Raw genomic sequence first — 12,260 nt, 5'->3', positions numbered from 1 at the left:
AATTATTGATGAACTCTTGTCGAACTGTGCTATAATGAGATTTGTGAATTAGAACGTGTGAGGTGTTATTCATGCATACCATCGTAGTAGGCTTGAATTATAAAACAGCGCCTGTTGAAATACGTGAGAAGTTATCATTCATTGAGAGTGAACTGCCACAAGCAATGGAAGCGCTGCAAAAGCAAAAAAGTATATTAGAGAACGTAATTGTTTCGACATGTAATCGTACAGAAATATATGCTGTTGTGGATCAATTGCATACTGGACGTCATTTTGTGAAACAATTTTTAGCCAACTGGTTTGATTTGCCTGTGGAGACATTTTCTTCGTATTTAACGATTCGTGAAGAAGATGAGGCAATCGAACATTTATTTAAAGTGACAGCTGGAATCGATTCAATGGTTCTAGGTGAAACACAAATTTTAGGGCAAGTAAAAAAAAGCTTTTTAAGTGGACAAGAGATTGGCACAACAGGAACGGTATACAATCAGCTATTTAAACAAGCAGTAACATTTGCAAAGCGTGCTCATAATGAAACAGCGATTGGTGAGAATGCGGTATCCGTTTCCTATGCTGCTGTAGAATTAGCAAAGAAAATTTTTGGCTCATTACAACGCAAGCATGTAGCTATTTTAGGTGCAGGTAAAATGGGGGAACTTGCAATTGAGAACCTTTACGGTAGTGGTGTAGGGAAAGTTACTGTCATTAACCGTACATTTGAAAAAGCAGAAAGTTTAGCAGCTAAATTCCATGGTGAAGCTAAATCAATGAAGGAATTACAATGTTCTTTGTTAGAAGCGGATATTTTAATTACTTCAACAGGTGCTACTGATTATGTTATTGATTACGAGCTAATGCAATTCGTGGAACGTTTACGTAAAGGAAAACCATTATTCATGGTAGATATAGCGGTTCCTCGTGATATTGACCCACGAGTTGGCGACCTACCAAATGTATTCCTATATGATATTGATGATTTACAAGGTATTGTCGAAGCGAACTTAGCAGAGCGTGAACGTGCTGCTGCTGATATTACTAATATGATTGGCGAAGAAGTTGTGCAATTTAAAGACTGGGTAGCAACGCTTGGGGTAGTGCCAGTCATCTCAGCATTACGTAAAAAAGCAAATCGTATTCAACAAGAGACTATGACAAGTATCGAAAATAAAATGCCAGATTTAACGGAACGTGAACGTAAAATTTTAAGCAAACATACAAAATCTATTATCAATCAATTGTTAAAAGAGCCAATCTTGCAAGCTAAAGAAATGGCTAATTCTCCAAAAGCAAATGAACAGTTACGTTTATTCCAACAAATTTTTGGTATAGAGGATGCTGTGGAAGCTGAAGTTCATGAGATGACAAAGCAAGAGCTTGAGCGCAAAGAACGCGCACAGGTATCTCAGACTTCTACTGAACCAAAGTACTCTTTCTAAATTATCTATTGCGCTCACATAGAAAGCTGTGATTGTATATGGGTGTTACGCGCAATTGGATTTTCTACTGATATTACATGAGGCGTTTTCGTATCTGTATGGTAAACTAAGGATACGAAAACGTTTTTTTTGTTTTCTATGCTAGAATAGTTTATTAATTTCACGACAAAGAAGGGATGTCTATTGGCTGATTTGACCATGACGAGGCTGTATGAAGTGATGATCGTCTTGTATGCGATCAGTCTAGTTTTTTACTTTACTGATTATTTTTATAAGCAAGTACGTGCAAGACGAATTGCTTTTTGGCTTGTTTCATTTGTATGGATGATTCAAAGTGCCATTATCATTTTAACGTTTGTGGAAACGAAGCGTTTTCCGATTTTATCCTTGTCTGAGGGAATACTTTTTTATTCCTGGTTACTCGTGACGTTATCCATTATCCTTCATTGCATAGCAAGGGTGGATTTACCTGTGTTTATTATTAATATACTAGGATTCTTATTCGCTAGTATATTTACTTTTATGCCGAAACGTCCTACAGGAGCTGTCGGGGATACTTTAATTTCGGAGATGCTTTTTATTCATATATCATTTGCAATATTGTCTTATGCAGCGTTTACATTAACATTTGTGTTTGCCATTTTGTATCTCGTTCTATATCGATTGTTGAAAAAGAAAAAGTGGTCGCATTTATGGACTAGATTGCCTTCCTTGCAGCAGACAAGCAGCTGGATGAATATTTCATTTTTTATTGGAATTCCGATGTTATTTATAAGTTTAATATTAGGGTTTGAATGGGCACTATTAACATTAGAGAGTCTTTCGATTTTCGATGCGAAAATCATAGGGTCCTTCATTATTTTAATTTTGTATTGTTTTATCCTATATGTGAATCGCAAAAGCAAGTTGACAGGTACAACTTATGCATGGGTACATATTTATGCCTATCTATTAGTTGTTGTAAACTTCTTCTTAGGGAGTAGTTTATCGCGATTCCATTTATGGTATTAGAAGAAAGGTTGGAGACTGTTGAGAAAAATTATTGTAGGTTCTAGGAGAAGTAAACTAGCGCTAACGCAAACAAATTGGTTCATTAATGAATTAAAAGCGGCTGGTGTACCATTCGAATTTGAAGTAAAAGAGATTGTAACAAAAGGTGACCAAATTTTAGATGTACAGCTTTCAAAAGTAGGCGGGAAAGGGTTGTTTGTAAAAGAAATTGAACAAGCCCTTTACGATAAAGAAATTGACTTTGCCGTTCATTCTATGAAAGATATGCCTGCTGTATTGCCAGATGGGCTAGTAATTGGTTGTATTCCACCACGTGAAGATGCTCGTGATGCATTTATTTCGAAAGGGCATGTTAAATTTGCTGACCTTCCTGCGGGAGCAGTCGTTGGGACAAGTTCTTTACGTCGTAGTGCACAGCTTTTAACAGTACGTCCTGATATCGAAATTAAATGGATTCGTGGAAATGTTGATACACGTTTAGCTAAGCTTGAAACAGAAGAATATGATGCCATTATTTTAGCAGCGGCTGGTTTGAAACGCCTTGGGTGGAGTGATGATGTAGTCACTGAGTTTTTACCTGTAGAACAATGTCTACCAGCTGTAGCGCAAGGTTCTCTAGGCATTGAATGTCGTGCAGATGATGCGGAGCTTTTAGCCGAATTAGGTAAACTGACGGATTCATTTACATGGCAAGAAGCACATGCAGAACGTGCATTTTTGGCGGCAATGGATGGTGGTTGTCAAGTACCGATTGCTGGGTATGCCACTTCAATTGGGGAAGAAATTACATTAACAGGCCTTGTTGCTGCTCCAGACGCATCTGTTGTCTATAAAGAAACAGTAGTCGGTACAGATGCACAAAAAATTGGAGAAGAGCTAGCTGCTATTTTAACAGAACAAGGTGCTTTCGATTTAATTCAGCGTGTAAAGGCAGAGCAAGATGCCGAGTAATTTACCTCTCAAGGGTAAAACCATACTTTTAACAGGCACATCTAAGACAACAACCATTGTCGAAAATATAACAGCTTTAGGTGGACAGGCCATCGTAGCCCCATTAATTGAAACTTGTGAAAGATTAGATAGCAAGGATTCTGAACTATTGAATCGCGTAAAGCAATATGATTGGTTGATTTTTACTAGTCAAAATGCTGTAGAAGCTTTTGCTAGTAAAATGCATCGACATCAATTTAATGCGAATCACTTCCAAGGAAAAATAGCTTCTATTGGAACTAAAACAACAACAGCACTAGAAAATTTAGGATTTCAAGTGAGCTTTATGCCTTCCATATTTAGTGCTGATATTTTCGTTAAAGAGTTTCCGAGTGTAGCGGGTAATCATCCGAGATGTCTGTTTATTCGAGGAGAAAAGGCGAAAAGTACGCTGAAGGATGGATTGCCTTTTGAATTAAAAGAATGGACAGTCTATGAAACGATAGAACGACATGATCAAACATCTGTTATTGTCAATTGCATCCAGCAACATCAAGATGTTACAGTGATTTTTGCTAGTCCTTCAGCAGTTGACGTTTATGCAATGGAGGTTGTGCCACATATTGGCTGGGAAGCAGTTCACATTGCAGCCATCGGCCATATTACGGAAGCAGCTCTTGAACAATACGGTGCTACTGTGGATATTATGCCAAGTGTTTATACAATGCAAGCAGTCATCGAAGAAATTATGAAAGTAGGGGACAAATCATGACAAAACTACAATTTCAAAGACACCGTCGTTTGCGTACCAATGCAACGATGCGATCAATGGTAAAAGAAACATACTTACATAAAGAGGACCTGATCTATCCTATTTTTGTAATAGAAGGCGAAAATATTAAAAATGAAGTACATTCAATGCCTGGCGTTTTTCAATTTTCATTGGATAAATTAGAGGCAGAAGTGGATGAGGTTGTAGCATTAGGTATTCCTGCGGTTATTTTATTTGGCTTGCCAGCTGAAAAGGATGCAGTTGGAACAGGCGCATTTCATGATCATGGCATTGTGCAGGAAGCGACTCGTCTCATTAAAACCCGTCATCCTGAGTTATTAGTCATCGCGGATACATGCTTATGTGAATTTACAGATCATGGACATTGTGGCTTAATTGAGGGTGATCAAATTTTGAATGATCCTTCATTAGACGTTTTAGCCCGCACGGCGATATCACAAGCAAAAGCTGGCGCTGATATCATTGCTCCATCTAATATGATGGATGGCTTTGTAACGGCAATTCGCGCTGGTCTGGACGAAGCTGGTTTTGAACATATCCCGATTATGTCCTATGCAGTCAAATATGCATCCAGTTACTATGGACCTTTCCGTGATGCTGCAGATGGTGCTCCGCAATTTGGTGATCGTAAATCCTACCAAATGGATCCATCAAATCGTCTAGAGGCATTCCGTGAGGCAGAGTCAGATATCGAAGAGGGCGCAGATTTCCTAATTGTCAAGCCTGCCCTTAGCTATTTAGATATTATTCGAGACATGAAAAATAACTATCCATTACCGCTTGTTGCGTATAATGTTTCAGGTGAATATGCAATGATTAAAGCGGCTGCTATAAATGGTTGGATTGAAGAGAAAAAAGTTGTGCTTGAAACATTATTAGGCATGAAACGTGCAGGCTCTGATTTAATCATTACGTATCATGCAAAAGATGTTGCACGTTGGTTGGAGGAGAAATAAATGACACGTTCTTACGAAAAATCAAAACAAGCCTATGCTGAAGCTGTTCAATTAATGCCGGGTGGTGTAAGTAGCCCAGTACGCGCATTCAAATCAGTAAATATGGACCCGATTTTCATGGAATCTGGCCATGGGGCAATCATTAAAGACATTGATGGCAATGAATATATTGATTATGTATTGTCTTGGGGTCCGCTAATTTTAGGACATACACATCCCGAGGTAGTGAAAGCAATTGCAGATACAGCTGCGAAGGGTTCTTCCTTCGGTGCTCCAAGCTATACAGAAAATCGCTTAGCTCAATTAGTATTAGACCGTCTACCAGGAATGGAAATGATTCGCTTCGTTTCTTCAGGAACAGAGGCTACTATGTCTGCATTACGTGTAGCGCGTGGTGTTACAGGACGTGATAAGATCTTAAAGTTTGAAGGGTCTTATCATGGTCACGGTGACTCCTTATTGATTAAAGCTGGTTCTGGTGTTGCCACATTAGGCCTACCTGATAGCCCTGGCGTACCTGCAGATATCGCCCGCAATACGTTGACAGTTGCCTATAATGATTTAGAAGGGGCAAAAGTGATTTTCGAGAAATTTGGCGCAGAGTTAGCTGCAGTAATTGTGGAGCCAGTCGCAGGAAATATGGGTGTTGTGCCTCCACAACCAGGTTTCCTAGAAGGTTTGCGTGCCCTTACTTCAGAGCACGGTGCATTATTAATCTTTGACGAAGTCATGACAGGTTTCCGCGTAGATTATGGCTGTGCACAAGGGTATTTTGGGGTAACGCCTGATATGACTACTTTAGGTAAAGTAATCGGAGGTGGTCTCCCTGTAGGTGCATTCGCTGGGAAAAAAGAAATTATGGAGCAAGTAGCACCAGCTGGACCAATTTATCAAGCAGGAACATTATCGGGGAATCCGTTAGCGATGACAGCCGGTTATGAAACGTTATCACGTTTAGATCATGGTACGTATGATTATTTTAAAAAATTAGGAGATCAGCTTGAGGCTGGTTTCCGTGAAGCAGCAACTAAATATAATATCCCGCACACTGTTAATCGTGCAGGCTCTATGATTGGCTTCTTCTTCACGAATGAAGATGTCATTGATTTTGCTTCTGCTAAAACATCAGATTTACAATTATTTGCTGAATATTTCCGTCTAATGGCAGAGGAAGGTATTTTCTTACCTCCTTCTCAATTCGAGGGACTATTCATTTCAACAGCTCATACGGAAGAGCACATTGCGACAACGGTGGCAGCATTCCATAAAGTATTTGAGAAATTAGCGCAATAAGATTTGATAGAGCATGCTAGAATTATTTCTAGCATGCTCTTCTGCTGTTAAAAAACAAAACCATTACTAGAATTTTTGCGAAAGGTGAAAATGCTTTCCGTTGTAGGCTACTTGCTTTCCTGTGGCCTCAGCTCTTTAGCTATCCCATGGGAGTCAAGCATCCTCCACTCCAACCCATAAAAATGTTTCTTTATAGCAAAGGTTTTCAAATAAAGCGAATATGTTCACTATTCATTGTATGGAGAGGTGCAAGAACGCAGTGAGTGCTGGTGGAACAGAAATCAACCTCGCCTTGCAAAATTGCTTTTTCTACCCTTGATATTACCTTTTTTAATGGATTAAGCTGAAAGCATTATAGTGCTTGAGGAATACATGAGCAAAAAGGAATAATAGCATATATTTACTAGTAAGTAAGCTCAACTATACTGGATGAAGGACCTGCTTTTGTCAAAATTACATCTTTCAGCATAGCCAAATTGTGGGCGATATCGTTTATAATATAGCTATTCATAAAAGAAAGTAGTGAATTGATATGGCAACAGGCACACACACGGTCGAAGTACCCGTAGGGATTGAACATGTATGGGATTTCGTTAGTGATATGGAAAAATGGGCAAAGCTTGTCCCTGGTTATAATGCACATGAAATGATTGATGAGAAACACTCCAATTGGACTTTTAAAGGCAATGTTGGCGTTTTGAAAAAAACAGTTGAAGTAGAAATTACAATCTTAGAATGGTTAGCACCATCAAAAGTTACATTTGAATTAAAGGGGCTTTCTGATAACTTCACAGGAAATGGCTATTTCCTCGCAGAAAGTATCGACGCTGAAAATACTAAAATGACAGGATTCTTAGAAGTCGTTGCGGGCGGGTTAGCTGGCCCTGTTCTAAATCCGATTTTTAAACCGATTGTACCAAAGGCAACACAAATGCTAACAGATCGTGTGGCTAATAAAATTAAATTAGTAAATGTTTAATGATACGAACATCCATGGGAATGGCATGCTAGACTATTACTTCTAGCATGCCATTTTTTTAGTAGTATCTATTTTTAACTATGTTCAAATGGCAACACCCTAGCATACTATCCTTCAAATCGTCATATGATGCAAAGGGAGGGATTATTATCGAACACAAAACTTGGAATATGCGCGAAACATTTTGTTTTCCTGGATATGGCTGCCCAACTGAAATAGCAGCTGTTCAAATTAAGCCACAGTGGCAGGCAATGCAGTTAGAGGATTCTTTGCGACTTATGGGCATCTATCATATCACCGCACACGTTCGCTTTGATTTTCAAGATATGCAAGCATTTGCAGAAAATGAAGATTTAATTACAATTGATGCCCTTGATATTCAAGGAGATACTGGTTATTTTGAGTATGCCGTTCCTTTACATGTGGATTTACCAAAAGAATCCGATGTCAAAGATTTAATGGTCAAGGATATTCGCCCTAGTCTGACAAATCAGGTGTGTCAGCTTGAGTGGACAGTTACAAGTGCTTTCAATGAATATGAACCTGTTGTTGAAAAAGATGAGTTAGACAATCCGCACCTATCAACACATGCTTTCGAACAAGAGGAGACAATGGTTGTAATTGAAGAAAGTGTTCAAGTGAAACAACCTGCCGCAGTAGCAGCAGCTTCACGCCAAGAGAATTCTACAACAGTTGACCAAAAAGCTATATTAAGAGAATCCTCAAGCCATATTGTTGTACGTGAATCCAGTACTTGGCATGAAGTGCCTTCTATGATTTGGGATCTAACAGAAGAATATACACCGCTTAAAGTTCGTGTTTCAAATGATATCTTTCAAAAGTAAATAGCAGAGAAGTAGCAGGAGTAATAAGAAGACTAAATCACCTGATGTTGGCACAATAATGACACGGATAAACTGAAAAGCACAAATCGGCACGATAATGGTTCTGCAATAAAAACGAACTTGTCGTAGCCAGGGTGGTAAAAGCCAAGGGTTATACTTGCGTCGTCGCATTTGAATTGTCACTTCCTTTTCTCTTTACTTTCCTCTTACTAAAAGATGACTAAATCACTTGAAAAATGACACGATCCTGCGGTACAATAAGGAAAATCAAATACAGATGCTATGATAGGGAAGAGTAAATTTTGACTACATTTTCAGAGAGGAAACGGTAGCTGAGAAGTTTCTATTTGTACGGAATTGAAGGTAGCCCTTGAGCAGCTTTAGTGAACTAATAGTAGTTAAAGCCGGTTAAACACCGTTACCGAATTGAGAGCCAGTAGAATAGGCTGAGAAAATATGTCATTTAACATTTATCTTAACCCTGCTGGAATTAAAGGTGGTACCGCGAACTAAAACTCCTTCGTCCTTTTAGACGAGAGGAGTTTTTTTTATTGGGTAAAAAAATAAATAGTATTTCTTTACCAACAGTTTTCAAACAATAGGAGGAGTCAATATGACAGAAAACATTTCAATGCCAACTAAATATGACCCACAGTCCATTGAAGCTGGTCGCTATGAATGGTGGTTACAAGGGAAGTTTTTCGAGGCACAGCCTGAAAGTGGGAAAAAACCCTATTCAATCGTTATTCCACCACCGAACGTAACAGGTAAATTACACCTAGGTCATGCTTGGGATACAACATTACAAGATATCCTCATTCGTATGAAACGCATGCAAGGCTATGATGCCCTATGGTTGCCAGGTATGGACCATGCGGGTATTGCAACACAGGCAAAAGTAGAAGCCAAGCTGCGTGAGGATAATATTACACGTTATGATTTAGGACGTGAAAAATTCCTTGAAAAAACATGGGAATGGAAAGAAGAGTATGCTGGACATATTCGTGATCAGTGGGCAAAGCTTGGTCTTGGATTAGATTATACACGTGAACGTTTTACATTAGACAAAGGTCTTTCAGATGCGGTAAAAACAGTTTTTGTTCAATTATATGAAAAAGGCTTAATTTATCGTGGTGAACGTATTATCAACTGGGACCCAGCAGCAAAAACAGCGTTGTCTGATATTGAAGTAATTTATCAGGATGTGCAAGGTGCCTTCTATCATATGAAATATCCATTAGCTAATGGCTCAGGCTATGTAGAAGTTGCTACAACACGTCCCGAAACAATGCTTGGTGACTCTGGAGTAGCTGTTCACCCGAACGATGAGCGTTACCAGCACTTAATTGGTAAAAATGTTATTTTACCGATTGTAGGTCGCGAAATTCCAATTGTTGCTGATGAGTACGTTGATATGGAATTTGGTACTGGGGTTGTAAAAATGACACCAGCCCATGATCCGAACGACTTTGAAGTTGGTAATCGTCACAATCTAGAGCGCATTCTAGTAATGAATGAAGACGGCACTATGAATGATCTTGCGGGCAAATATAAAGGAATGGATCGCTTCGAATGCCGTAAGCAAATTGTTGCTGATTTACAAGAAGCAGGTGTGTTAATTCGCATTGAAGAGCATATGCATTCAGTAGGACACTCTGAACGTTCTGGTGCTGTTGTTGAGCCATATCTTTCAGCACAATGGTTCGTTAAAATGCAACCACTTGCTGATGCTTCCCTAGAGCTACAAAAGGACGAAGAAGGGAAAGTAAACTTTGTTCCTGCTCGATTTGAAAACACATATTCTCGCTGGATGGAGAATATTCGCGATTGGTGTATTTCTCGTCAATTATGGTGGGGCCATCAAATCCCAGCCTGGTACCATAATGAAACAGGCGAAATATACGTAGGTAAAGAAGCCCCAGCAGATGCAGAAAACTGGACGCAAGATGAAGATGTACTAGATACATGGTTCTCTTCCGCACTATGGCCGTTTTCTACTATGGGTTGGCCAGATGAAGCAAATGAAGAATATAAACGTTACTATCCAACAAATACATTAGTAACAGGCTATGATATTATTTTCTTCTGGGTTTCTCGAATGATTTTCCAAGGCCTTGAGTTTACAGATCAACGTCCATTTAAAGATGTGCTAATTCATGGTTTAGTACGTGATGGTGAAGGGCGTAAAATGAGTAAATCACTTGGCAATGGTGTTGATCCAATGGATGTCATTGAACAATACGGTGCAGATTCATTACGCTACTTCTTAGCTACTGGTTCATCACCTGGTCAAGATTTACGCTATACAACTGAAAAAGTTGAAGCAGTATGGAACTTTGCCAATAAGATTTGGAATGCATCACGTTTTGCGCTTATGAATATGGATGGTATGACATATGATGAGATCGATTTAACGGGTGAAAAATCAGTAGCTGACAAATGGATTTTAACGCGCTTAAATGAAACGATTGAACGCGTAACCTCTCTTGCAGAGCGTTATGAATTCGGTGAAGTTGGCCGTGAATTATACAATTTCATTTGGGATGATTTCTGTTCTTGGTATATTGAAATGGCAAAATTACCACTTTACGGTGAGGATGAAGTAGCTAAAAAGACAACTCGATCTATTTTAGCTTACGTACTAGATCAAACAATGCGTCTATTACATCCATTTATGCCTTTCATTACAGAAGAAATCTGGCAGCACTTACCACACGAAGGTGAATCTATTACAGTGGCAGCATGGCCAACAGTACGCACAGATCTTCATTTTGCTGATGAAGCAGATAATATGAAGCTCCTAATGGATATTATACGTTCAGTACGTAATATTCGTGCGGAAGTAAATACACCAATGAGCAAAAAAGTACCGTTGTTTATTTCAGCGAAAGATGCAGCAACAGCAGCTGTACTTGAAGAGAATCAAGCATATTTAGAAAAATTCTGTAATCCTGACACTTTAACAATTGGTGAAGGTTTAGAGGCTCCAGGACAATCAATGACGGCTGTTGTGACAGGAGCACAAGTTTTCCTACCTCTTGTTGGACTAATCAATCTAGAGGAAGAAATTGCCCGTCTTGAAAAAGAATTAGAGAAATGGGCAAAAGAAGTAAAGCTTGTTACAGGTAAATTATCGAATGAGAAGTTTGTATCAAAAGCACCGGAAGCGTTAGTCAACGCAGAACGTGAGAAATTAGCAGATTACGAAAGCAAGCATGCAGTTGTTTTAAAACGTTTAGAAGAATTAAAAAATATGTAAAGATGAAGCAGTGGATGACGAAAAAGTCATCCATTGCTTTTTTTTATATAGAGCTAAAGATATGCATTGAATTAGGTAAAAATATATAGTATTATTTTAAATAAATTGGTCTAATAGATGATGTTCGACACTGAACTAATAGGAAACACAACCTAATTTCATGTTATTTAGCCGTGAAAAACCAAATCTGAAATTGAGAATGAATGGTTTTTTAGATAGACAGTCTTTGTTAGTAAAGAAAATAAGAGCCCATGAGGTGTTGAGAATGTCAGGAAATATTGCAACCATTATTACAAAAGTCAACAAAGCATGTGATGAATTAGACTTTGTAAGCGCGAGAGTATTGATCGAAACGAATCTCTTAAAATTATCCGAAGCAAAGTATTATCGTTTATTGAATACAAGTGGCCGTGTCCTTATTAAGCATATATTAGCAAACAGTAACCCCCAACAGGATAGCTCTAAATTATCACGAACAGATTTATTAACGATTCAAAAAATTAATGAGTATTGCTCAGATTTTGATATATCGATGTTAAAAAGAACATTAAAAAACGCTTTTGAATTAGTGCAACGCCCAGATGTTCATCCTTTATTAAATAGTGATGCAAAAACTATTTTAAATAATATGGGTGCTTTATTAGGTGCTCATAAAGTATACTAAAATAATATTAATACGAACACGCAGTTGCTAGCTGCGTGTTTTTTGTATTTTGTCATTTTGCTATGTTATTAAACGTTACTTGTACTAAAATAAA

11 protein-coding genes and 1 other annotated feature are annotated in these 12,260 nt (G+C 38.4%); of the genes, 10 read left to right on the top strand and 1 reads right to left on the bottom strand.

Translation table 11 applies throughout. The features are described 5' to 3' along the window. Nucleotides 1-71 precede the first annotated feature (71 nt). From hemA to JIN86_RS03975, 8 genes are all read left to right on the top strand, one after another. Nucleotides 72-1,436, top strand: a complete 1,365-nt coding sequence (gene hemA, locus JIN86_RS04010) for a glutamyl-tRNA reductase (RefSeq protein ID WP_004226621.1) — start codon at nt 72-74, stop codon at nt 1,434-1,436. Between the two features lie 183 nt (nt 1,437-1,619). Continuing rightward, nucleotides 1,620-2,447, top strand: coding sequence for a cytochrome C assembly family protein (locus tag JIN86_RS04005; RefSeq protein ID WP_004226624.1), 828 nt, complete (start codon nt 1,620-1,622; stop codon nt 2,445-2,447). 18 nt (nt 2,448-2,465) lie between these two features. Next, nucleotides 2,466-3,398: a hydroxymethylbilane synthase gene (gene hemC / locus JIN86_RS04000; RefSeq protein ID WP_202341300.1), complete on the top strand. Its 933-nt coding sequence runs from the start codon at nt 2,466-2,468 to the stop codon at nt 3,396-3,398. Beyond that, on the top strand, nt 3,388-4,149 hold the full coding sequence (locus JIN86_RS03995) for a uroporphyrinogen-III synthase (protein WP_004226630.1): 762 nt from the start codon (nt 3,388-3,390) through the stop codon (nt 4,147-4,149). The genes hemC and JIN86_RS03995 overlap by 11 nt, the downstream gene beginning before the upstream one ends. Further along, nucleotides 4,146-5,126, top strand: a complete 981-nt coding sequence (gene hemB, locus JIN86_RS03990) for a porphobilinogen synthase (RefSeq protein ID WP_004226631.1) — start codon at nt 4,146-4,148, stop codon at nt 5,124-5,126. Before JIN86_RS03995 ends, hemB begins: the two co-directional genes overlap by 4 nt. Beyond that, a complete protein-coding gene (hemL, locus tag JIN86_RS03985; protein ID WP_202341299.1) occupies nt 5,127-6,419 on the top strand; it encodes a glutamate-1-semialdehyde 2,1-aminomutase in 1,293 nt (430 codons plus the stop codon). It begins immediately after the preceding gene. Nucleotides 6,420-6,951: 532 nt separating this feature from the next. Next, the gene (locus JIN86_RS03980) at nt 6,952-7,398 is read left to right on the top strand and encodes an SRPBCC family protein (protein WP_004226635.1); all 447 of its coding nucleotides are present in this window, start codon (nt 6,952-6,954) and stop codon (nt 7,396-7,398) included. An 80-nt stretch (nt 7,399-7,478) separates the two neighbouring features. Then, nucleotides 7,479-8,243 (top strand): valyl-tRNA synthetase, encoded by a 765-nt coding sequence (locus JIN86_RS03975; protein WP_237497113.1) that lies wholly within the window; start codon nt 7,479-7,481, stop codon nt 8,241-8,243. Here JIN86_RS03975 and JIN86_RS03970 read toward each other — a convergent pair. Further along, nucleotides 8,220-8,426: a hypothetical protein gene (locus JIN86_RS03970; RefSeq protein WP_225340386.1), complete on the bottom strand. Its 207-nt coding sequence runs from the start codon at nt 8,424-8,426 to the stop codon at nt 8,220-8,222. The genes JIN86_RS03975 and JIN86_RS03970 overlap by 24 nt on opposite strands. Nucleotides 8,427-8,516: 90 nt before the next feature. Further along, nucleotides 8,517-8,774 (top strand) — a binding site (T-box leader). 82 nt (nt 8,775-8,856) lie between these two features. On the opposite strand from JIN86_RS03970, the gene JIN86_RS03965 reads away from it, so the two are divergent. After that, nucleotides 8,857-11,502, top strand: a complete 2,646-nt coding sequence (locus JIN86_RS03965) for a valine--tRNA ligase (protein ID WP_202341298.1) — start codon at nt 8,857-8,859, stop codon at nt 11,500-11,502. A 265-nt stretch (nt 11,503-11,767) separates the two neighbouring features. Then, entirely contained in the window at nt 11,768-12,166 is a 399-nt protein-coding gene (locus tag JIN86_RS03960) for a hypothetical protein (protein WP_009373683.1), read from the top strand. Nucleotides 12,167-12,260 lie beyond the last annotated feature (94 nt).

The sequence above is a fragment of the Lysinibacillus sp. HST-98 genome (genome assembly GCF_016757845.1).
Classification (GTDB): domain Bacteria; phylum Bacillota; class Bacilli; order Bacillales_A; family Planococcaceae; genus Lysinibacillus; species Lysinibacillus capsici.
Note: the sequence above shows the minus strand (reverse complement) of the source record. Positions and strands in the feature narration are given on the sequence as shown.